The sequence below is a fragment of the Pigmentiphaga aceris genome, assembly GCF_008119665.1.
In the GTDB taxonomy this organism is placed as follows: Bacteria; Pseudomonadota; Gammaproteobacteria; order Burkholderiales; family Burkholderiaceae_B; genus Pigmentiphaga; species Pigmentiphaga aceris.
This window is the reverse complement of sequence record NZ_CP043046.1, coordinates 94,473-115,853: the sequence shown is the minus strand read 5'-3', so window position 1 is coordinate 115,853 and position 21,381 is coordinate 94,473. Positions and strand designations below refer to the sequence as shown.

General features: G+C 62.8%; 19 protein-coding genes. 7 read left to right on the top strand and 12 right to left on the bottom strand.

Annotated features, from left to right (window positions below; all coding sequences use genetic code 11):
- Positions 1 to 16: 16 nt before the first annotated feature.
- Both FXN63_RS00510 and FXN63_RS00505 read right to left on the bottom strand, forming a co-directional pair.
- Positions 17 to 595 carry a GIY-YIG nuclease family protein gene (locus FXN63_RS00510; RefSeq protein WP_148811818.1) on the bottom strand — a complete coding sequence of 193 codons (579 nt, stop codon included), beginning with the start codon at positions 593 to 595 and terminating at the stop codon, positions 17 to 19.
- A 90-nt stretch (positions 596 to 685) separates the two neighbouring features.
- The gene (locus FXN63_RS00505; protein WP_148811815.1) at positions 686 to 1,447 is read right to left on the bottom strand and encodes an SDR family oxidoreductase; all 762 of its coding nucleotides are present in this window, start codon (positions 1,445 to 1,447) and stop codon (positions 686 to 688) included.
- Between the two features lie 227 nt (positions 1,448 to 1,674).
- Between FXN63_RS00505 and FXN63_RS00500 the strand changes: the two genes are divergently transcribed.
- Positions 1,675 to 2,700, top strand: coding sequence for an ABC transporter substrate-binding protein (locus tag FXN63_RS00500; RefSeq protein ID WP_148811813.1), 1,026 nt, complete (start codon positions 1,675 to 1,677; stop codon positions 2,698 to 2,700).
- A gap of 84 nt (positions 2,701 to 2,784) precedes the next feature.
- Positions 2,785 to 4,437 (top strand): amidase, encoded by a 1,653-nt coding sequence (locus tag FXN63_RS00495; RefSeq protein ID WP_148811811.1) that lies wholly within the window; start codon positions 2,785 to 2,787, stop codon positions 4,435 to 4,437.
- Positions 4,438 to 4,505: 68 nt separating this feature from the next.
- Here the strand turns inward: FXN63_RS00495 and FXN63_RS00490 are convergent, their stop codons facing one another.
- Positions 4,506 to 5,435: a LysR substrate-binding domain-containing protein gene (locus tag FXN63_RS00490; RefSeq protein ID WP_187395050.1), complete on the bottom strand. Its 930-nt coding sequence runs from the start codon at positions 5,433 to 5,435 to the stop codon at positions 4,506 to 4,508.
- A 137-nt stretch (positions 5,436 to 5,572) separates the two neighbouring features.
- Here FXN63_RS00490 and FXN63_RS00485 point away from each other — a divergent pair, with 137 nt between their 5' ends.
- Positions 5,573 to 7,006 (top strand): MmgE/PrpD family protein, encoded by a 1,434-nt coding sequence (locus FXN63_RS00485; RefSeq protein ID WP_148811809.1) that lies wholly within the window; start codon positions 5,573 to 5,575, stop codon positions 7,004 to 7,006.
- A 29-nt stretch (positions 7,007 to 7,035) separates the two neighbouring features.
- Here the strand turns inward: FXN63_RS00485 and FXN63_RS00480 are convergent, their stop codons facing one another.
- The 8 genes from FXN63_RS00480 to FXN63_RS00445 all read right to left on the bottom strand — a co-directional run bounded on the left by FXN63_RS00480 (position 7,036) and on the right by FXN63_RS00445 (position 17,487).
- Positions 7,036 to 8,922: a sensor histidine kinase gene (locus tag FXN63_RS00480; RefSeq protein ID WP_187395049.1), complete on the bottom strand. Its 1,887-nt coding sequence runs from the start codon at positions 8,920 to 8,922 to the stop codon at positions 7,036 to 7,038.
- Between the two features lie 62 nt (positions 8,923 to 8,984).
- Complete coding sequence (locus FXN63_RS00475; protein ID WP_187395048.1) at positions 8,985 to 11,255, bottom strand: EAL domain-containing protein; 2,271 nt, start codon at positions 11,253 to 11,255, stop codon at positions 8,985 to 8,987.
- 329 nt (positions 11,256 to 11,584) lie between these two features.
- Positions 11,585 to 12,358: a MetQ/NlpA family ABC transporter substrate-binding protein gene (locus FXN63_RS00470; RefSeq protein ID WP_148811803.1), complete on the bottom strand. Its 774-nt coding sequence runs from the start codon at positions 12,356 to 12,358 to the stop codon at positions 11,585 to 11,587.
- Between the two features lie 104 nt (positions 12,359 to 12,462).
- Positions 12,463 to 13,059, bottom strand: a complete 597-nt coding sequence (locus FXN63_RS00465; RefSeq protein ID WP_148818774.1) for a methionine ABC transporter permease — start codon at positions 13,057 to 13,059, stop codon at positions 12,463 to 12,465.
- A 74-nt stretch (positions 13,060 to 13,133) separates the two neighbouring features.
- Positions 13,134 to 14,153, bottom strand: a complete 1,020-nt coding sequence (locus FXN63_RS00460) for a methionine ABC transporter ATP-binding protein (protein ID WP_148811801.1) — start codon at positions 14,151 to 14,153, stop codon at positions 13,134 to 13,136.
- 209 nt (positions 14,154 to 14,362) lie between these two features.
- Complete coding sequence (locus FXN63_RS00455; protein ID WP_246164987.1) at positions 14,363 to 15,580, bottom strand: MFS transporter; 1,218 nt, start codon at positions 15,578 to 15,580, stop codon at positions 14,363 to 14,365.
- 10 nt (positions 15,581 to 15,590) lie between these two features.
- A complete protein-coding gene (locus FXN63_RS00450) occupies positions 15,591 to 16,088 on the bottom strand; it encodes a flavin reductase (RefSeq protein WP_148811799.1) in 498 nt (165 codons plus the stop codon).
- Positions 16,089 to 16,125: 37 nt separating this feature from the next.
- Positions 16,126 to 17,487 carry an LLM class flavin-dependent oxidoreductase gene (locus tag FXN63_RS00445; RefSeq protein ID WP_148818770.1) on the bottom strand — a complete coding sequence of 454 codons (1,362 nt, stop codon included), beginning with the start codon at positions 17,485 to 17,487 and terminating at the stop codon, positions 16,126 to 16,128.
- Positions 17,488 to 17,706: 219 nt separating this feature from the next.
- Here FXN63_RS00445 and FXN63_RS00440 point away from each other — a divergent pair, with 219 nt between their 5' ends.
- Positions 17,707 to 18,273, top strand: a complete 567-nt coding sequence (locus FXN63_RS00440) for a helix-turn-helix domain-containing protein (protein ID WP_148811797.1) — start codon at positions 17,707 to 17,709, stop codon at positions 18,271 to 18,273.
- Between the two features lie 45 nt (positions 18,274 to 18,318).
- Here FXN63_RS00440 and FXN63_RS00435 read toward each other — a convergent pair whose 3' ends face one another.
- On the bottom strand, positions 18,319 to 18,897 hold the full coding sequence (locus tag FXN63_RS00435; RefSeq protein WP_148811795.1) for a GNAT family N-acetyltransferase: 579 nt from the start codon (positions 18,895 to 18,897) through the stop codon (positions 18,319 to 18,321).
- Positions 18,898 to 19,003: 106 nt separating this feature from the next.
- On the opposite strand from FXN63_RS00435, the gene FXN63_RS00430 reads away from it, so the two are divergent.
- The 3 genes from FXN63_RS00430 to FXN63_RS00420 all read left to right on the top strand — a co-directional run bounded on the left by FXN63_RS00430 (position 19,004) and on the right by FXN63_RS00420 (position 21,340).
- Positions 19,004 to 19,675 (top strand): LysE family transporter, encoded by a 672-nt coding sequence (locus tag FXN63_RS00430; RefSeq protein ID WP_148811793.1) that lies wholly within the window; start codon positions 19,004 to 19,006, stop codon positions 19,673 to 19,675.
- A gap of 89 nt (positions 19,676 to 19,764) precedes the next feature.
- Positions 19,765 to 20,688, top strand: a complete 924-nt coding sequence (locus tag FXN63_RS00425; RefSeq protein WP_148811791.1) for a cation diffusion facilitator family transporter — start codon at positions 19,765 to 19,767, stop codon at positions 20,686 to 20,688.
- A 178-nt stretch (positions 20,689 to 20,866) separates the two neighbouring features.
- Positions 20,867 to 21,340 (top strand): DoxX family protein, encoded by a 474-nt coding sequence (locus tag FXN63_RS00420; protein WP_148811790.1) that lies wholly within the window; start codon positions 20,867 to 20,869, stop codon positions 21,338 to 21,340.
- Positions 21,341 to 21,381: the final 41 nt, after the last annotated feature.

Here is a 21,381-nt window from a genome sequence, read left to right as displayed (position 1 = left end):
GCAGTAGCGCTCGGCGTCAACTGCTGCTTCCATCTTCGTCTTGCTGATCCCCCGCAAACCCCAGCAATGTCCGATGATATTTCTGAAGTCGCTCAAAGTGCGCGTCCATGGCACGGGCAATTTGCGGGGAATTTTTCACAGCGAGGAAATGCCCGACGATCTGTGCATAATGATTTGCTTGGCGGGGCAGACGTTGATTTGCGTCCTTGCGATCTAGAATTTCCTCATTCGGCATAACCTGCACAATTTGCCCAGGCTGCGGTGCAACGCCATAGCCCAAATTAGGCGGGACGGTGCCGTTCATCAACTTCGACTGGGGATGAAAAGCATGAAAGAGGCGGGCCTCAAGCTCATTGATGGCATCTGCTGATTCCACTGGATAAGCCCAGACATAAGCAATTTCCCACACATCAATTTGCCTGTTGGCAATGATGTCTGAACGGGCAGAGGTGAGGTGCCTGGCTACCCGCTTGCGAATCCCGTCCTTGGACTGGCCTACATAGATAGGCACACCATCTAAATCACAAAGTGCGTAAACGCCAATTCGGGCGGTTAACTCTTTTACCGCCCGCCTCCTGAACTCAAAGTCAGTCATCGGTATTTCTCGAGTATTTCAAAGCACTTATCCCCAGAGGCAGTCATTCGCGCTTAGGTTCTCCTTGTATCGCGCGCCGCCCCACGGCTATCAGCCCTTGCGATGAATCGCAAAGCCCGCAAACGCCTGATTCACCGGCATCAACTCCACCCGGTTGATGTTCATGTGCGGCGGCTGGTTCAGCACCCAATGAATGGTGTTGGCGATGTCTTCCGGGGTCATCGGATCGACGCCCTGATACACCGCATCGGCCTTCGATTTGTCACCGGCAAAACGCACCACCGAGAACTCGCTTTCGGCCATGCCCGGTTCGATGTTGGTCACACGAACACCCGTGCCTTGCAGGTCGGAACGCAGGTTCAGACTGAACTGCTTAACAAACGCCTTGGTTGCGCCATAGACGTTGCCGCCCTGGTAGGGCCAGTTGCCGGCCACTGACCCCAGGTTGACGATGCCAGCGCCCGCGCCATGCGCAATCAGGCGCGGCAGCAGCAGGCGGGTGCAATACACGACGCCCTTCACGTTGGTGTCGATCATGGTTTCCCAGTCGTCCAGGCTGGACGTCTGCGCGGTCGTGGTGCCCAACGCCAAGCCGGCGTTGTTCACCAGCGCAGTCAGCTTGTTGAATTTTTCCGGCAGGCCGTTGATGGCGGCTTCGACGGCGGCGCGGTCCTGCACGTCCAGCACCAGGGTGGTCACGTCGGTCTGGCCCGACAGTTCTTCGGCCAGCGCATCCAGGCGCTCGGCGCGACGGCCAGACAGGATCAAGGACCAGCCGTCCTGCGCGAAACGACGTGCCATGGCCGCGCCGAAGCCTGCGGTGGCTCCGGTGATGAAGATCGACTTGCTCATGCAGTTTTCCTTGTGCGTTGCGTAGATGATCGGCATGGAAGGACAGATAGTATCGGCCAAGTGCCCCACGTGCAGGCCGCCGCCCTCATACCATTCAGGCATAAGTTACGTTGATTATTTGAATATTCTGCGCAGACCCGCGTCTCTACACTTTCTGCACGCCCAGGCCCAAGACGGCCAGATGCCGCGACAACCTGCCTGCGAATCTTCAGATGGAGACGAGACACATGCACAAATACCTGATTGTGATAAGCACGCTTGCCATGACCACCCTGAGCGCCCACGCGGCCGACACGATGTATGTCGCGGGCTTCGGGGGATCGGTGGAGACGGCTTTCCGCGAGAAGATCATTCCGCCATTCGAAGCGGCCACCGGCATGAAGGTGCTCTACGTGGCGGGCAACTCCACCGACACCCTGGCCAAGCTGCAGGCGCAGCGGGACAAGCAGGACATCTCGGTGGCGATCATCGATGACGCGCCGATGAGCATGGCGGTGGATTTCGGTCTTTGTGCAAAGCTGGAAAGCGGCCCCCATTCCGACAACGTCTACGTCAGCGCCCGCCGACCCGGCAATGAGGCGATCGGGCTGGGCTACGGTGCCACGGGCCTGGTCTACAACACCAAGGTGTTCGAGAAGAACGGCTGGCCCGCGCCGACCTCGTGGAAAGATCTGGAAGACAAACGCTACGCCGGGCAGATGGTCATTCCGCCGATCGGCAATGGCTTCGGTCTGCTTGCGCTGGTGATGCAGGCTCGCCTGAACGGGGGCAGTGAAACCAACATCGAGCCGGGTTTTGTCGCGATGAAACGCATCGCACCCAGCGTCCTGGCCTGGGAACCGTCACCCGGCAAGATGGCAGAGCTTTTGCAGACCGGCGACGCGTCGCTGGGGGTGTGGGGCAATGGACGGGTTCGGGCGCTGGTGGCGCAAGGCGCACCGGTGAAATTCGTCTACCCGAAGGAAGGCGCGCTGGTGATTCTGAGCGAGGTCTGCGCGGTGAAAGGCGCGCCCCATCCCAAACAGGCGCAGGCCTTCATCCAGCATCTGCTCAGCCCGGACATGCAGGCGGTATTCACCGAGGCCACGGGGCTGGGTCCAGTGAACAAGAAGACCCAGCTTGCGCCCGCCTTGGCGGCCGATGTGGTCTATGGACAGGAAAACGTCGCGAAGCTGATCAAGGTCGATACCAAGGTCGTCAATGCGGGCCGCGCGGCGTGGACGTCTCGCTGGAATCGGGAAATCGAGCGCTGAGCCAGCGCGGCTGATCACCGATTGGCGGCGCGTCCCGACAACGAGACGCGCCGCATTCCATTGCACCTTCAGACGGACCACCGCATGACCACCTCTTCACGCGAGGATGCACGCGAAACTATCGCGGTGCTGCTGCGCCACGCGGGCCTGTTGTTGTCACCCAGCCAGCTCGACGAAATCCAGGTCGGATGGACATGGGTGGCACCCATGCTGGAACGCATCCGCGCACAAGACCCGCGTGACACCCTTCACGACGCGCGCGCAGCGCCTACGCATCGTTTGCTTGCGGAAGCCGAGACCGGGGCTGAAGCAGGTCCACAGGCTGGCCAACCCACGCCGCACATATCCACCTCAGGCACACCCACCATTGCCGAAGCCGCAGCCTTGATCCGTGCACGCAGGCTGTCACCGGTGGAATTGGTCGAGCACTGCCTTGCCCGCATCGCCGCCCACGACGGTGCCCTACACAGCTTCATCACCGTGACGGCCGAGCGTGCTCGCCGCGACGCGCACGCGGCTGAACAACGCATGATGACCGGCACCTTGCGCGGCAAACTCGACGGCATCCCGATTGCCCACAAGGACATCTACTGCACGCGCGGGATCGCGACGACTGCGCATTCCAGGCTGTTGCAGGACTGGGTGCCAGACGAGGACGCCCATCTTGTCACCCGCCTGGCCGATGCAGGCACGACTCTGCTTGGCAAGCTGGCCACCCACGAGTTTGCGCTGGGTGGTCCGCCCTTCGACCTGCCCTGGCCACCGGCCCGCAACCCCTGGCATACCGATCACTATGCATCGGGATCGTCCAGCGGCACGGCAGTCGCCCTTGCCGCTGGATTGATTCTGGGTGGAACGGGCACGGATACGGCGGGCTCGATCCGCGCACCGGCCGCGTTCTGCGGCATCGTCGGCCTCAAGCCGACCTACGGGTTATGCAGCACGCGCGGCATTCTGCCCCTGGCACGCTCGCTCGATCATGCCGGCCCGATGGCGCAGACGGTGGAAGACTGCGCCTTGCTGCTGCAGGTCATGGCAGGCCATGATGCAGCAGACTCGACTAGCGCCAACAGATCGGTACCCGACTTCAGCGCGGGCCTTGGCAAGCCCATCCGAGGCGTGCGCATCGGCGTGGCGTCACGCTGGCATGAGATCGACCACCCGGTCAGCCCGGCAGTGCAAGCCGGCATCGACACGGCCTTGCGCATCTTGCGCGACCTGGGCGCAGAAATCGTCGAGCTGGCCTTGCCTCCACTAGCCGACTTCCAGGCGGCAGGCTTTGTCATCATGGCGAGCGAAGCGTTTGCGGTGCATGAAGCCACGCTTCAGACACGCCTGAACGACTACGGCCACCTGCTGCGCAACCGCCTGGTGCTGGGCGCGCTGATGTGCAGCGCCGATTACGTGCAGGCCCGGCATCGGCGCGATGCCTTGTGTGCACGCATGGCCCAATCGGCAAGCAATGTGGACATCGTCATCACGGCAGGCGCACCACGCGAAGCGCCGCGCTTCGATGCCGTGGTGCCGTGGGGCGACTTGTCGCACCCCAGCTTCACCACGCCGTTCAATCTCACGGGTTGGCCTGCGCTGTGCATGCCGGCGGGCTACGGCATGGGCGGCATGCCGGTGGGTGTGCAGCTCGCCGCCAAGCCGTTCCAGGAAGCCTTGTTGTTGCAGGTGGCCGATGCGCTGGAACGGGCAGGCGGGTTTGGCGGCCGGCACCCGACCCTTGCCTGACACCAGGCTCGACTGACAATCACGCGGCATGAAAATCTGCGCGGCCCGATACTGCACGCGATCCAAGACTAGCGAACCTCCGTCTCCAACGAACCGGCTTCACGCTCGGGCGACATGTAATCCGCCAGCAAGGCGGCGAATTCCGACGCCAGCGTCATTGGGCGCGTATCGGCGGGCACGATGATGCCGTACTGCGAATGCAGCATCTCCTGAATCGGAATCGCCGCGACCTGCGTCCCGATCAGCGGCAACGCGGTCCACCGCGCAACCAGCGTCACCCCGGTTCCTGCCGCTGCCAACGCACAGGCGATGGACGAGGTCGGCGTCTCCACCACCACGTTCGGCGCGATCCCCAGTTTGCTGTAGGCATCGTCGATCTGATAACGCACGTAGCTATGGTGCGAATGCAGCACCATGCGCTCGTCCGCCAGGTCTTTCAGGGACAGGATGGATCGATCCGCCAGGCGATGCCCGATCGGCATCACCGCCACCATGCGCGATGGTGGCAGCGGATGCACCTCGGTACCTGCGCGCGACAGCGGCAACTCGACCACCCCCAGATCGAATTGCCGTGTCGCCACCAGCTCTGCAATCTGTCGCGAGTTCAGCGTCTGCACGAACACCGTCACCTTGGGACGTGCGTCCAGAAAATCCGCAATCGCGCGCGGCACCACCCACTGCCCAAGCGCGGGCAGCGTGGCAATGCGCAGCGCCCCCGCCCGGTGGAAGCGGATGTCCAGCGCAGCCTGATTGATGCGTTCGATGCCGACGTAGCTTTGCTCGACTTCGCGGTAGAGCGCCTCGGCTTCGGCAGTGGGCACCAGGCGTCGACCACGACGCTCGAACAGCTCGTAACCCAGGCGCATTTCAAGCAGGCTGATCGTGCGGCTGACGCCGGGCTGGGTCACGTCCAGCAGCTTGGCGGCACCCACCACGCTGCCGGAAATCATCACCGCCCGGAACGCCTCGACATGGCGCATGTTGATCTGCAATTTCATTCATTACCTATAGGCATCAGCAGGCGCAGTTTTATCAATATCGGGCTTGCCACAGGCGTCCTAAGATCCTCGCCAGGACAACACATTCATCGGCAAATGGTCGCACTCAGCGACGTTCTCGGCAATGCGGAATCGATATGCCCTCTGGTAATGGATTGAAAGCGGAATGCACCGTCATCAAGGCGGCGACGATGGTGTCAGCCGGTATTGGCCTCAGCCCAGACGCAAGGCAAAAGGCCGAGGTGGCCAGCAGGCTTGCCCACTACATCGCCACGCTGCGCCGGGACCAGCTGAGCCCGCACACCATCGACATTGCGCTGTGCTGCATCCTCGATCTGCTCGGTGCGGCGGCGGCAGCGCTTGACGATGCAGGCGTGCAGGCAGCGCGCCGTGCCGCACTGCCGCTCTACGGCCCTGGCCCGATCGACATCTGGTTCACTGGCCTTACGGGCAGCACGGGCGCAGCCTTGCTTGCCAACAGCACGGCAGCCGCCGCGCTGGATCTGGACGACGGTTATCGTCCGGCACGCGGTCACCCCGGGGCGGCGGTCATTCCGGCAGCGCTGTCGATGCTGTCCGCCGAGCGCGCGCCGGATCCGACGGCCGATGCACTCCTCGTTGCAGTGGTCGCAGGCTACGAAATCGGCGCACGCATGAGCATGGGCCGGCCCGCCTATACGCCTTCAGGAGCGTGGTCCCCCTACGCCGTCATCGCCACGCTTGGCAGTCTGCACGCAACCCCAGCCGCAACAATCGCCCACGCCTTGGGCATTGCGGGGCAGACCGCGCCAGCCTTGCCTGGCCTGGCTGGAATAGTGGGCAGCGATATCAAGGAGGCCATCCCGGCAGGCGTGACAGCGGGCTACTGTGCCCTGCGCCTTGCCGAGGCAGGTGTCACCGGGCCAGCAGCCATGCTGGATGATGAGGCGCTGTTCATCCGCGCGCCCATCCTGGCAGGCCTGGGCGAAACGCCACTGATCGATGGCACGTACTTCAAGCCGTTTGGCTGCTGCCGCCACATCCATGCTGCGCTCGACGCCTTGATCCAGCTTCGGCAGGAACATGGCTTCGCGCCGGAAGACATTGCCCGCATAGACGTGCATACCTACCGGGCCACCTTTAATCTTGCCAATCGGCCGCAGCCCCTCGATCTCATTGATGCCCAATACAGCGTGCCGCATTGCCTGGCGGTATGCGCCTGGCATGGCGGCGATGCACTGCTGCCGCTGCGGGCCGCGCATCTTCGCAACGCCGACGTCAACGACTTGGCGCGTCGCGTCGTCGTGCACCACGACGCCGACATCGAACCGCTGTTTCCCGCGCGCTCGCCCGCACGGATCAGCGTCACGCTGCGTGACGCGCGGTGCCTGCATTCGCCCCTCACGGACCCTCGTGGCGATCCCGCCAGGCCCCTGTCCTGGACAGCGCTGATCGCCAAGTTTGTCACGGCAAGCGCGCACGGCCTGAGCCCATCACATCAACAAGCCGTCATCGATGGTGTCATGCAGCTTGGGCGGGGCAGGCTGACGCCGCTGCGCCAGGCACTGGCCCGACGGGCATCTGGCGGCTGAGACGCAGGCAACCGCCCTGGCCCGTGATATCAGTCCTCAGCCTGGGCTACCACCTGCATCGGTGCCTCACGCGGCAGCCGCATCGTGAACCGCGCCCCGGTACCCCAGCGCGGCGTGACGATGTTCTCGGCTTCCAGGGTACCGCCCAGCACCTCGGCCACCAGCTGCGAGACGATGTGCAGCCCAAGACCGGTTCCGCCTTCGTGGCGACTGGTGGTGAAGAAGGGATCGAAGATGCGACTCAGGTGGTCCTTGTCGATCCCGTTGCCGTCATCGATCACGCGAACCAGCACATGCTTGGGGCCATCGGCCTTGGCCTGCAAGGTAATGGTGCCGGTTTCCCGTCCCCGGAAAGCGTGGATCAGCGCGTTGACCAGCAGGTTCGACACCGCCTGCTCAAGCGGGCCAGGGTAACTGACCATCTGCAGGCCTTCCTGCAACTCCAGGCGCAGGCCGATGGGGTTACCCTCGTCCCATTTGCGCAGGCGCGGGTCGGCATCCAGGATGACCTCGGCCAGATCAAACGCGCGCCGCTCCATGGCCGTGCGATCTACCGCCACCTGCTTGAAGCGCTGCACCAGGCCGGCAGCACGAATCACGGCGGCCTGGGTCAGCTCGGCAGCGGTGTTGGCGTTGTCGATGAAGCTGTCGAGATCGGATCGCTTCAGGCCACTTTGTATGCGTGCCCGCAAGGTGCCGATGGATTGCTTCAAGGTACTGAGCGACAGATTGGCACTGCCCAAGGGTGTGTTCAATTCGTGCGCGACGCCCGCCACCATCAAACCAAGCGATGACAGGCGTTCGGCACGCGCCAGATCGGCCTGCACCCGCTGCAGGTTGTCGTTGGCCTCGCTCAAGGCCCGATTGGCAGATTGCAGTTCGCGCGACTGCCGGGCTTCGTCGATCAGACTGCTGACCGTGTGCGAGGCATAACGCAAGGCCACGACCAGCACCAGGATCATCATGCCGATCAATGCAATTTCCCAGCGCAGGCGCGCCTGACCTGTCAGGCCCGCATCGCCTTGCACCAGCACCGTCAAGCCAAGCTCGCTGACCAATGGCGTTGGCGTCTCGCGGTCAACGGATGTCGTCGGGTCGAGCTTCAGATGGCGATAGGCCCAGTCACCGCTTGCGTCCTGATGCCGTCCCCCTTCGTTTTGCTGCATGGCCTGCCACAGCAGCGGGTGTGTCTTGGCCATGGACGACTCGGACGGTGCGCCGCGCTGCCAGCCCCAGCTTTGATCCGGCGTTGGGCCGTGCAGCCAGTAGCCTGCAGCGTTGACCAGGTACACCTTCAAACCCTGCCGTTCGGCCAGCAAATTAAGCCGCGACAGAATGCGCGAGGCGCGGTAATTGATGACCAGCACGCCTTCGCAATCTTCCCCTTCGCAAAACGGCGTAGCCACGCGCATGATCGGCTGGACCGGGCCTTCGACCGCATCCCGCCCCAGGTTCAGCGCAATCTCGGAGAACAGAATGCCGCCCGGCGGCAAGTCCATGCCACGTTTGAAATACGCTTCGTTGCGCAGGTCGTGCAGGTCGTCCTGCGCGGCCAAGGTCTGGATGCCGTCTTTCACATCGACTCGCAGGCGTTCGTTGCCCAGCTGATCGATCCAGCGCACGGTATCGAAGGTTTCCGTGCTGTTGGCAAAGCTCACGAACAGGCGGGCAATCGGCGAGTCGCTCGATGCGTCCATGCGCGGTATCTGAGTCGACAAGTCGCGCAGGAAGGAAATGTCATGCTGCAAGGAATCGAGCGTGCGCCGCATGATTTCAAGCGACTCTTCCAGCAGGCTTTCACGCGCGTGCCACTGCGGTGCCTGGGTGATGACACGGAACTCGATCCACAGCAGCGGAAAGCCCACCACCAGGGCCAGCACCCACGGGGCGACCATGACCAGGAAACGGCGCTGCACGAGCGCAGGCAGCGCACGAAATGCAGGCCATCTCTCACGCAGGGGTAACGGGTCGCGGACCCTCATGCCGAGCGGGCGAGACGCTGAAGGAATCCGTCAATCGACTCAGGGCGAGCAAAGAAGAAGCCTTGGGCCTGCGCGCACGCATGTTCACGCAACCATGTGGTCTGCATCTCGGATTCGACCCCTTCGGCCAGCACTTCCATCTTCAGGCGTTTGCCCAGTCCGATGATCATGTCGGCAATCGTGTGTTCACGCGCGGTTGCCCCGATCTCGCTGATGAACTGCCGGTCGATCTTCAAGGTCGTCGCCGGCATCGCACGCAAGTGCGCCAGCGACGAATAACCCGTGCCGAAATCGTCGATCGCAATCCGGAAACCCGCATCACGCAAGCTGCGCAGTACCTGACCGTTGCCCTCGTAATCGGCCATCGCGGCGGTCTCGGTGATCTCGATTTCCAGCATGTCGGGGGACACTTGGTAATGCTGGGTGATCTCGATCAATTCATGCAGGAAATTGCGGCGAGCCAATTGCAGCGGCGACACGTTGACCGCAATCGGAATATTCGTGAACCCTGATTGGCGCAAGCGCTGCAAGGCTTGGCAGGCCATGTGCTGCACCTGATTGCCGATCAGCACGATCAGCCCGTTGGCTTCTGCCATCGGAATGAATTCGGCGGGCGAAATGCGGGTGCCGTCGCTGCGTGTCCAGCGGGCCAGTGCTTCGGCACCGATGATGCGACCGCTTTGCAGATTGACTTGGGGTTGCAGCTCGATGCTGATCTCGCGGCAATGCAATGCCCGGTACAGATCGCGCGAGCGGGTGAAGCGCTGGTTGGCTTCCTGTTCCAGCACCGGCTGGTAGTCGATCACGCCCGCGCCTTTCTGCAACTGCGCCCGGCGCAGCAACAGTGCCCCAATGGCCATCACCCCACGCGGCGACCCGACATAGATGTCGAGATCGACCCGCGCCGCCCGCACGCTGATGAACGACGAATGCTGCGGGTCATCCAGATCGAGCGATTCCAGTTCGTCCACACGATTCTGATGCAGCAACGCAGTCTGCCCCAGAATCGCAAAGGTATCCCCATGCAGCCGGGCCACCATCACGGGGGCCGGGAATACCTTGCGCAGGCGCGCTGCCATCTTGCGCAGCATCAGGTCGCCCTGCTCCATGCCTAATGACAGACAACTGGCCGAATACTGATCGAGTTCAATGAACAGCACCGTGCGATTGCGCGGTGCGGGCATCTCCAGCACCGATTGCAGCGCGCGCAGCAACGCGTTCGCGTTGGGAATTTCCAGCAAGCTGTCTTCGTAGGCCAGCCGATCCAGCCGGCTGGTCAAGGACACATTGATCAGGCCGGAATTGATGCTGGTGGCAAACACATGCAGCAATTCTCGTTCGGTCGGGTCCAGCGCACGACCGGTGGCAATGTAGGTGGCCGCGTGCGGGCCCTGCTCCGCCCCCTGGAAGAACAGCACCTGGCTCAGCTCGCCGTCGATGTTGCAGCGCTTCGAAAGCGCCTGCAGCAACATGTCGCGCACCGGCATGTGATCCAGTGAGCCCAGGTCCTGGCTGATCGCGTAGGACAAGCGCCCGGCTGCACCCACAATGCGGGCCGAGCGCGGATCGGCACCAATGCCATATTCATGCACACAGACCAGGCCTTCGGGCTCGACGCCCAGCAGGCGCGACAACTCGATCATCACGCGGTGCGAGAAGTCGTCCATGCTGCGAGCACGGGCCAGGCAGTTGCTGGCCTCGACAATGGTCTGCAGGCCCTTGCGAGCCTGACTGAGCGCCCGGATCTGCTCCCAGGTTCTCAGGTTGCTGGTCAGCACGCCGTGCAGGCGCTCGAAGGTCAGATCGGTCTTGAGCCAGTAGTCGCTGATGTCCAAGGCACCCAGCGATTGGCGCATGGGTGCGACGCCAGGCTCACCAGTCACCAAGATGATGCGGACCTCGGCGTTGCCCAGCACTTCGCGCACGCTGCGCACCAGTCGCAAACCCGCGTCGTCGGTTTCCATGACGACGTCGAGCACGATGACCGCCACGTCTGGCGTGGCCGCCAGCAAACGTGCGGCATCGCGTGCCGAGCCCACCGACAGGATGTTCAAAGGTCGCGACTGGAACTCGAAATTGGCCAGCGCCAGCTTCAAGGACCGTTGAAATTCCAAGTCGTCGTCGACGGTGAGCACCGTCAGTGCAAGCGAGGTTGCACCGGCCTGTCCAGGCCCCGATGAGCTTTCGGGTTCAAACGCGAAACCGGCCTCGTCTTCCAGACCGTCCGCTACGATTTCACCAAGCCCCATCAGATCGTCCTCAAGCAATCTGGCTGGTGAACATCAGGGTGTTCGCCAATGCCAGTCGGCGCTACTGGCCGAGTTTCTCTTGAGTTATACCCTTGGGATACAAGTCGCAACAACGCCCGAGTTCTGACGAAAACCGACATGCCGAAAGCGGCATCAGGGCTTGCCACGAGGGCAATACGGACGGGTCGATCACCGTTCACCCGCCCGTCGGATAGCCCGTTGGTTTCAGGACACAGGGGGAAATCCGGTGCCATGTTCGGGTGTGGATGCCTCTACGAAGCATCCGCATCGGTCAGCAACATGCCGGCGGCATGTCAGTCCCACCACACGCCCCCACATCCCGCCGATCAGAACACCGGAACGATGGCGCCCTTGAAACGTTCCTTCATGAACGCGGCCGATTCCGGGGAACGCAGCGCGGCAGCCAGCTTTTTCATCGCCGGGCTGTCCTTGTTGTCGGCACGGGCGGCCAGCAGGTTGGCAAACGAGGTCTTGTTGCCTTCCAGGAACAGCGCGTCGGTGGTGGGGTTCAGCTTGGCTTCCAGCGCGAAGGTGGTGTTGATCACGGCCAGATCGACTTCACCCAGCACGCGCGGCAGCATGGGGGCCTCAAGCTGCTTGATCGTGATCTTTTTCGGGTTGCCCGTGATCTCCTTCACGGTCGATTTGGTGCTGGTCGGGTCGGCCAGCACGATGACACCGGCTTGATGCAGCAGTTGCAAGGCACGGCCGCCGTTGACGGCGTCGTTGGGGATCGCCACCACGGCACCGTTCTTCAGGTCGGCAATGTTCTTGATCTTGCTGGAATACGCGCCGAACGGGGCCACGAAGATTTCGCTGACGGCAGCGATACTCGTCCCGCGCGTGCGGTTGAACTCATCCATGAACGGCTTGTGCTGGAAGAAGTTGGCGTCGATGTGCTTCTCTGCCAGCTGCACGTTCGGCTGCACGTAGTCGGTGTAGATCTTGATGTTCAGGTCCACACCTTCCTTGGCCAACATGGGCTTCAGTTTTTCCAGAATTTCGGCGTGCGGGGTCGGGCTGGCACCCACGATCAGCTTGTCGGCCGCGTGGGCGTTGAATGCGCAGGCGATTGCCAGCAGGGCGATCAGTTTTTTCATCGTTGCTCCTCCATGACGAGCCGGGGAATTCCGGCGCGTGGGTAAAACGCATTGGTCCCGTCAGGGCTTTCAGCCCTTGTGGGATTGCCTCGTCGGGCGGGGACTCAACGCGTGAAATGCTGCACCAGGCGGGTGCCCAGGCTTTGCAACAGTTGCACCAGCAACAGCAGGAAAATGATGGTGATGAACATCACATCCAGCTGGAAGCGCTGGTAGCCATAACGGATCGCCAAGTCGCCCAGGCCACCGCCGCCCACTACGCCAGCCAGCGCGGTGTACGACACCAGCGCAATGGCCGTGACGGTCGCGGCCGCCAGAATGCCGGGCAAGGCTTCGTGCAAGAGCGCGCCCAGCACGATCTGACGGGTATTGGCACCCATGGCCAGCGTCGCTTCGATGATGCCGCGATCCACTTCGCGCAAAGCCGATTCGACCAGGCGTCCGAAGAAGGGCACGCCAGCGACCACCAGTGCAGGAATCGACCCCATCACACCCAATGACGTGCCGGTCAGGAACACGGTCACGGGGATCATCGCGATCAACAGAATCACGAAGGGCAAAGACCGCAGAATGTTTACCGCAAAGGACACGGCGGTGTAGGTCTTGTGCGCGCTGCGAAGCTGCTTGGGGCTGGTCAGAAACAGCAGCACACCCAGGGGCAGGCCCAGCACCAATACCAGCGTGAGCGACCCGCCCAGCATCAGCAAGGTGTCCACCGTGGCAAGCCCGATGTCGGACCAATCGACGTTGCTGAACAAGGTGTTGAAGAAGTCGTTCACAGGGTCACCTCTTCAACGGTCACGCCCAGGGACGCAAGGTGCGCCAAGGCATCATGCACACGCGCCTGATCGCCTTCGAGTGCGATGGTCAGTTGTCCGCAAGTCATGGATTTGATCTGCTCGATGCGGCCGCCGAGAATCGAAAAATCGACGCCGAATTCACGCGCGGTGCGCGACAGGACCGGCTGGTGCACCGTGTCCTCCAGGAAGGTCAGACGGCGGATCGTTTTCTGCGCCGCGTGGTCCAGCGTCAGGCTTACGTCTTCGGCCGGGAAGTGCTCTGCCTCTTGCACAAAGCGCTTGGTGGTCTCGTGTTGCGGATGCAGAAACACCTGGCTGACCGGACCGCTTTCCACGATGCGGCTGGAATCGATCACCGCCACGCGGTCACACACGGTACGGATCACATCCATCTCGTGGGTGATCAGCACAATCGTCAGGCCCAGACGTTCATTGATCTCGCGCAGCAACTGCAGAATCGAGCGCGTGGTCTGCGGGTCGAGCGCGCTGGTGGCCTCGTCGCACAGCAGCACGCGCGGGTGGTTGGCCAGCGCACGCGCAATGCCCACACGCTGCTTTTCGCCGCCGGACAACTGGCGCGGATACTTGTTCTTGTGGCGCTTGAGTCCGACGAGATCAAGCAGCTCGTCAACCCGTTTGTCGATACTTTGCTTGTCGCTCTTGCCGGCAATTTCCAGCGGGAATGCCACGTTGGCACTCACGGTTTTCGAACCCAGCAAGTTGAAGTGCTGGAAGATCATGCCGACGCCCTGACGAAACTGGCGCAGGCCCTCGTCATCCAGGCTGTCCAGATCCACGCCTTCCACGATCACCTTGCCCTGGGTCGGACGTTCCAGGAAGTTGATCATGCGGATCAAGGTCGACTTGCCGGCCCCCGAGTGGCCGATGATGCCAAAGATCTCGCCCGACGCAATGTGCAAGTTCACATCGGTCAGCGCGGTGATCGCGACTCCATTCACCTGATAACTCTTGTGTATGGCTTGAAGCTCGATCATTGTTTTCCTGTGGATGTCTCTATGGCGGGCGCGTGGATGAAACGCCTGCCTCCGTTTTATTTTTCTACGCCGTATACATCGACGCGTAAGTCGTCTTGCTACGTGCTTCAAATCCAGCTTTCAGAACCTGGTGATTCGCATAGGCTGCCGCGATCTATCGCCGCGATGTACCGCCCTTGTCTCCTCGCCAGGTACTCAATAAGAACTACTCAACGCCTCCCGTTCGCCATCTTCAGCGAGGCCGGATCGCGTCGCAGGCGCAGCATCATCACGCAACCCAGTGCAGGCCCGATGGCCAGCATGCTGAACGCGCCGGGCCAGCCCAAGAGCGCCTGTACCGGCGGCACCAGATGGATGCTGACCAGGGTCAACAGGAACCCGGCGCAGGTCTGTGCCGTCAACAAGGTGCCGATGCTGTCGGGCGTGCTCAATTCGGCAATGCTGGCCGAGAACTGCGCGGAATCGGCAATCGCGGAAATGCCCCAGATCACGGCCAGCGTCGTCACCACCACAGTAGGTGCACCGGCGGTCCAGCCGATCACCAGCGCGCAGGATGCACTGACGAACATCGCCAGCGTGGTGACGGCAGTGCGGCCGTAACGGTCCGCAAACCAGCCACCCGCCCATGCGCCCAAGGCACCAGCACCGATGGCAAAGAAGGTCACGCGTTCAGCGGCCAGCCACGGCTGATTCACGCCATTCATCTCGAAGCTGAAGTGCAGGAAAACCGCCAGCCACGCCCACATGGCATACAGCTCCCACATGTGGCCGAGATAACCCAGATTGGCCAGGCGCAACGCAGGCACGCGCCACGCTTGCGCCACAGCGGCCGGGTTCAGACGCACCGAACGTGTCATGGCCGGACCAAGCCCGCAGAAGTTGATCGCCACCGCTGCAATCGCGGCCAATGCGGCGGCCGCCAGATAGACCGAGGTCCATTGCATGCCGCCGAATGCGGCCAACAGGTGCGGGCTGGCCGAGCCCAGTGACAAGGCACCGACCAGCAAGCCGATCAACAAGCCCAGGTCACCCTTGGCCCAGGTTGCAGCCAGCCGCATGCCCACCGGATACACACCCGCCATGCACATTCCAGTGACAAAGCGCAGCACATACACCGGCACCCCTGCAGGCGCGCAGACCACCAGCGTCAGCGTCGCGGCCGCAGCCACCCCCGCCGACAACATGAACAGGCGTCGTGGGTCATAGCGATCAGCCAGCCCAAGCAAAGCGCTGAGCACCGTGCCCGCGACAAAACCTGCCTGCACCGAGCTGGTCAGCAAGGCCTCTTGCCATGAGCTGAGCGCCACCGCCTGCTTGATGGCAGGTACGGCGGCCGCCGAGGCGAACCACACCGACATGGCGCAGACCTGGCAGAACAGCAGGATGAGCAGCGAGCGAAGCTTGCCGGGCACAAACGTGCGAATCACCGGCACGCCCTCATGCTGCGTGAGCCACACCGCCGACCCGGTGGAAACCGCGGTCGAAGTAGATCAAGGCCTCGCGGTTCTTCACCGTGGTGGCACCGCGCACCGCGCAATAGAACACCGTGTGGGTACCGACCTCGGCCGTCGAGGTGATCTCGCAGTCCAGCGACACGGCTGCACCGCCCAGCACCGGCGACCCGGTTTCCATCACGCTCCAGTCGCCCTCCGAGAAACGCTCGTCCACCGCCAGGTCTTTGCTGGCAAAGCGCATCGCAATCGATTGCTGACTGGCGTCCAGTACGTTCACGCACAAATGCCCGTTCTCTTTGAACGCCACGTTGTTGCGGCTGCTGCGGTTGATGCAGACCAGCAGCATCGGCGGCTCGTCGGTCACGCCGCAGACCGCCGAGGCGGTGCAGCCACTGCGCCCGGCCGGGCCATCGCTGGTGATGACGTTGACGGCGGCACCCAGGCCGGCCATGGCATCGCGATAGGCAGTTTTGTCGATCATGTCGGTTCCTACTCGGTGACGATCAAACGGATGGCGCTCAGGCACCGTGGCGATACTGGGCAGCGGTATGGCTTTGCGGCAGGCGTGCGTGACCGAACAGCTTCTCGCGGTAGACGCCGTCGCGGTAGGCGGTCTTGTAGACGCCGCGTTCCTGCAGAATCGGCACCACCAGCTCGATGAAGTCCTCGAAGCACTCGGGCGTGACCGTGCGCGACAGATTGAAGCCATCGACATCGGCGTTCTCGGTCCAGGCCATCAGCGCGTCAGCCACCTGTTCGGCCGAGCCCACCAGCGGTGCCTGACGGCTGCCCAGCACCATCTGCTCGATCAGCTTGCGTTTGGTCCAGGTGGGGCCTGCCGTACGCGTCATGGCTTCCACGTTGGACACGATCGCCTGGGTGTTGCCGGTCTGGATCGGCTCGTCCATCTCGTACTTGGCGAAGTCGATGCCCATCGACGCCGACGCGTGCACCAGAGCCGCCTCGACATCGACATGCGCTTTGTAGTCCTCGAACTTCTCGCGCGCCTCGGCCTCGGTGCGCCCGGTAATGATCGTGGCCCCCATGAACACACCGATGTCGCTGGCCTGACGACCGAGCTTCACGGCCTGACCACGAATGTCATCGACGATGGCGCGCACGCCGCTCATGCTCTGGCCGTTCACGAACACACATTCAGCGTGAGTAGCGGCAAACAGGCGACCCCGTGTCGAAGAACCCGCCTGGTAAAGCACGGGCGTGCGCTGCGGCGACGGCTCGGCCAGGTGCAGGGCATCGACCTTGTACTGACGGCCGTCATGCAACACGCGATGCACCTTGGCCGGGTCGGCATAGATGCGTCGTTCGCGGTCGTTCACCACCGCATCGTCTTCCCAGCAACCTTCCCACAGCTTGTAGACCAGGGACATGTATTCCTCGGCCAGGTCGTAGCGGTCGTCGTGGGCCATCTGTCCTGACAGGCCGGTAGCGCGCGCCGCGCTGTCCAGGTAACCGGTGACGATGTTCCAGCCGATGCGCCCGCCCGTCAGATGGTCCAGCGTGGACATGCGACGCGCGAACGAGAACGGCGGCTCGTAAGTCAGGTTGCAGGTCACGCCAAAACCCAGGTGGGTGGTGGCAGCGGCCATCGCCGGAATCAGCAGGGACGGATCGTTGACCGGCAACTGCACTGCGCCCTTCAGGGTCGCGTCGACATTGCCGCCGTAGACGTCATAGGCACCCAGCACATCTGCGAAGAACACCCCGTCGAACAGACCCTCTTCCAGCTTCTTGGCCAGCTTGGTCCAGTAATGGATGTTCCGGTACTGGGTGGACTGGTCGCGCGGGTGCGTCCACAGCCCTTGCTGGATGTGTCCGATGCAGTTCATGTCGAATGCATTGATACGGATCTCGCGCGCCATGCCTGTCCCCTGGTAGGTGTAGTGCCGGTCTGATTTCATCGGTTTCGTCCAGTATAGTGGACGAAATTGACGAATATCAAGACGGATTTTGGGGTACTGGCTTACCCTCCCCCGCCCTGCCGACAGGCGGGGGCGATGCAAGGCAAAACGTATACTGCAAGGCCTATCCGACCAGCATCGACGCACCGTGCCACCCACGGGGCAACGATGCGCGCCTTCATGAATCCAAGCTTCCCCGATCCGTCCGCTGCGATTGCCGCCCACGTCAAACAAGAGCGCGATGCGCGCGGCTGGTCGCTTGCCGAACTGGCCAAACGCTCGGGCGTCTCGAAAGCCATGATCAGCAAGATCGAGCGGGCAGAGGCCAGCCCCACGGCATCGGTGTTGGGCAAACTGTCCGGGGCATTCGGTCTGCAACTGTCCGCGCTGCTAGCCATGGCGGAACAATCCGACGGCCGCCTGCTGCGCTATACCGAACAGCCCGTGTGGATCGACCCGGAAACCGACTACGTGCGCCGCACCATCTCACCGCGCAACGGCGGCGTGCTGGAACTGCTGCGCATCGATCTGCCGCCAAACGCCCGTGTGTCCTATCCCCCGGACGCGTTCACGGTGCAGCATCAGTTGCTGTGGGTGCTGGAAGGCACACTGGTATTTCTGGAAGGAGAGGAAACCCACCGCTTGGCCAAGGGCGACTGTCTGCAGCTTGGCAGGCCCGTGGCGTGCACGTTCTCGAACCCGGGCGATGAGCCTTGTGCGTATCTGATTGCGCTGGCAAAGCGCTAGCAAGGCGTCGTGGCGACGCCTTTCGCTGGCGTCAAGCTGACCTGTTCAAGCCCGCGGCGCGGCGGTCAACCCGGTAACGTCAACCGGTGCCAGCGCGCTGTACGCCGCCATGAAACACGCGGTCGGGTCATAGCTCGCCAGGCGTGTGTCCAGGCCAGGAACCCGCACCACTTCGAAACCCTGTCGTCGCCAGAACGACACCGACTCGTTCACGGCCACCAGCGACATCCGCGACCAGCCGCACGACTTCGCATGTTCGCGCAGATGCGACACCACAATGGCGGCCGCGCCCGTGCCGCGTGCGGTGGGCAGCAAGGCCAGATCGTGGACGTAGAACGTATCGGGGAACTCGGGCAAGGCATCCACCAGGCTGTTGAGCGCCGGCGGCTCACCGTAACGCCAGGGGTGGCTGAGCACGTAGCCGATCACCTCACTCACGTTTTGCGGACCGGTCTGGACCAGCACCTGACAGCCCGCCGGATGCAACAGCAGACGTTCCGCAAAAACCTCCAGGCCTTCAAAATAGCTGGGATGCACGGCATGCGCCACGGCATGCACCGCAGGCAGATCGTGCAAGCTCATCGGACGCCATTGAACCGCGTGCGCAGGGGGGGTGGGGGGCATCGCCGTATCCATCAGTCATCGCGCGGCACGTGCAAATGCCGCGCCAGCAAATAGAATAATTGAAGCGGCCGACACACTGCGGCCGTCGAACCATTTGGATACTGACATGCTTGCCTTCTTCGTCTCGGCCTTTCTGCTTGGCCTGGTGTTCAACGCCGCCCCCGGGGCAGTCTTCGCCGAAACGGTCAAACAGGGTGCGCGCGGCGGCTTCAAGCCCGCCTTGGCGGTACAGGTAGGCTCGCTGACTGGCGACGCCCTGTGGGCAGTGTTGGGCCTGACCGGGGTGGGTCTGCTGCTGCAGGCCGAATCCTTGCGTATGCCGATCGGTATTGCCGGGGTGGCGTACCTGCTCTGGCTCGCTTGGGATTCCTGGCGTGCAGCGGGCCAGCATCTGGACACCCGTGGAGCCAGCGCGGCTTCGAACCGGTCGGCCTTGAAGATCGGTGCTCTGCTATCGCTGACCAACCCGCACAATATTGCCTATTGGGCGGCAATGGGTAGCGCCATGGGCGCACTTGGCGTGCACGAACCCGACAACACCCATTACGCCGTGTTCTTCACCGCGTTCATGACGGCATCGGTGATGTGGTGCTTTGTTGCCGCCGCCCTGGTCGACCGCCTGTTCCGCCGCGCCAACACGCAGTGGGCCACCCTGACCTACCGACTGTGCGCCGCCGCACTGCTGGCGCTGGCCATCGGGTCGATGCGCGACCTGATGACCCCCACCACCCGGCAGGAAAGCCTGGCCACGCCGCCTGCAATCAGCGGACGGCCGTAAAGATCGGTAGCAGTCCTCGGCCGCAACACGAGTAAATTGCGAGGTAAGGTCGCCGCAAGTCATGCGGCCCTTCCTGATCGAAGCCAACGATGCCCCTCGCACGCGTGCAAGCAATCGACGACGAACAGACCCGCTACCAGGCTGGCCGTCGCAGCACTTTGATCAGCGTGGTGGTGAACGTCGTGCTGACCGCCACCCAGTTGGTCGCCGGCATGATCGCCGGGTCGCAGGCCCTGGTCGCCGACGGCGTGCACTCGCTGTCGGACCTGGTCGGTGACGTCATCGTGCTGGTGGCCGGGCAGCGCAGCCGCAAGGCCCCCGACCACGACCACCAGTATGGCCACCAGCGCTATGAGAACGCCGCCTCGCTGATGCTGGGTGCGTTGCTGCTTGCGGTGGGCCTGGCGATGCTGTGGAGCGCGGTCGTCAAGATCGAAGACCCGTCGCTCGTGCCGCAGGTCAAGCCGATTGCGCTGTGGGTGGCCTTTGGCACCCTGGTCGCCAAAGAGGCGCTGTTTCGCTACATGCTGGCCGTGGCCACGCGCATCCGTTCCGGCATGCTGATCGCCAACGCCTGGCATGCCCGTTCAGATGCGGCATCTTCGCTGGTGGTGTCCATCGGTATCGCAGGCAATCTTCTTGGCTACCGCATGCTCGACCCGATTGCCGCCATGATCGTGGGCTTCCTGGTGGCACGCATGGGCTGGAGCTTCGGCTGGAACGCGCTGCACGACCTGATGGACCGTGCGGTCGATGAAGAGACACTTGCCGCCATCAGCAAGACGCTGGACGAGACACCTGGTGTGCACGGCTGGCACGAACTGCGCACCCGCAAGATGGGCGACGGCATTCTGGTCGATGTGCATCTGGAAATCGACGGTGCGCTGACGGTGGTGCAAGGCCACCGGATCGCCATGGAAGCCCGCCGCCGCGTGATGGAAAACCACGCCGTGATCAATGTGATGACACATGTGGACCCGGTGGGATTTTCCCAGCCGGAGCCAACTGCCTGAGCGGCTAATCGGGATAGGCAACGAGGGTGCCGATCATTCGCCTTTTCTACGGTTCGCTATTCCCCTTTATCGATCCGCTTGTCTGCTTCTTCTGCAGCATTCCTTGCCGGTTTGATGTCCGTCAAAGTGCTCTGCAGAACCCATGCTTAGCATGGGTCATACCAACGGAGCAGTCACCATGTTCATCAGCGCCCAAGACTTCAAGATTCGCAGTGAAAACTTCGATCTCACCCGCAGCGAAAACATTCTGCGCATCATCTGCGGCGCATTCATGTTCCCGCATGCCGCCAGCAAGTTCGTGAACGGGGCGCTGTCTGTGGGCACGGTCGGCTTCTTCGCCAAGGCGGGCTTCCACCCACCCGAGTTCTGGGTGTGGCTGGCTGCGCTGGTTGAACTGGGAACCGGCGTTGCGCTGGTGCTGGGCATATGCACACGTTTTGCAGCGCTGGGCGCAGCCGGTGCGCTGGCCATCGCGGTCTACGCCTTGCACGTGGTGAAAGGCTTTGGCTGGACCTGGAATACCGGTGGCTACGAGTACCCGGTGTTCTGGGGCATCACCTGCCTGGCGGTGGCGATCGGCGAGTTCCGCAGGGTGTACGGCGCGCCAGCCAAGACCCTGACGGCAGTGCCGCCGGCAGCCAAAACGGCCTGATGCTTTCCAGACGTTAATAAAAAACGCGCCCAAGAGCGCGT